This window comes from Actinomadura sp. 6K520, assembly GCF_004349245.1.
Classification (GTDB): domain Bacteria; phylum Actinomycetota; class Actinomycetes; order Streptosporangiales; family Streptosporangiaceae; genus Spirillospora.
Window position 1 is genome coordinate 1 of the sequence record NZ_SMLC01000426.1, and the last position, 705, is coordinate 705.

The following is a 705-nucleotide window of genomic DNA, read 5'->3' on the forward strand; positions in this document are numbered from 1 at the left end:
GCTGGGGCGCTTCGGGAGCGGAGCCTTTGCCCGCCACGTGGACGTCTGTCGGGTATGGGCCGGGACGAGGCTTCGGAGCTTCTTCGGGCTCCGGGGGGCCGGGGTCCTCGGGCTCGGGGCTGGGACGGTCACGCGGGCCGAATCTCACGTGTCGATCCTGCGCTCAGTTCAAGATCATCGGCAAGTTCATCGGTGGCTTTCCGGGGTGCCGAAGAGGGCGGTGCAGAGGGAGTCGAGGCGGTCCGGGCCGTCGTCGGGGGCGTGGACGGTGAGCACGGGCGGTTCGGCCGTGTCGAGGCGGAGGCGGACCGAGACCTCGCGGCGCATCGGGTCGTCGGTGCCCTGAGCGGCGGCGATGTCGTGCAGGCCCACGGAGACCACCTCGGGGATGTCCACGACCAGGGGTTGCTCTCCGGCGGGGAGTTCGTCCAGCCAGAGGTCGAGGACGCGGCGGGCGAGGCCGTTGAGAAGTCGGCCCCACGGTTCGACGAGCTCGGGTGGGACATTCTCGGTCTGCAGTTCGGGGAGTCCGAAACGGGCCAGCCCCTTGGTGATGAAGAAGAAGCCGTGGGTGCCGGAGGTATGCGGGAGCAGCATCCAGTCGGTGAGCCGGAAGCTGCCGTCCGGGCCGGGGAGGGACCGTTCCAGGTGGCCGGGGGCGAGGACCTGCGGGGTGAAGACGTCGATCACGGGGGCGGGCACGGC

1 pseudogene is annotated in these 705 nt (G+C 70.8%); it reads right to left on the bottom strand.

The features are described 5' to 3' along the window. Positions 1–186: 186 nt before the first annotated feature. Positions 187–705, bottom strand: a pseudogene (locus E1289_RS37805) (hypothetical protein); the annotation flags it as partial.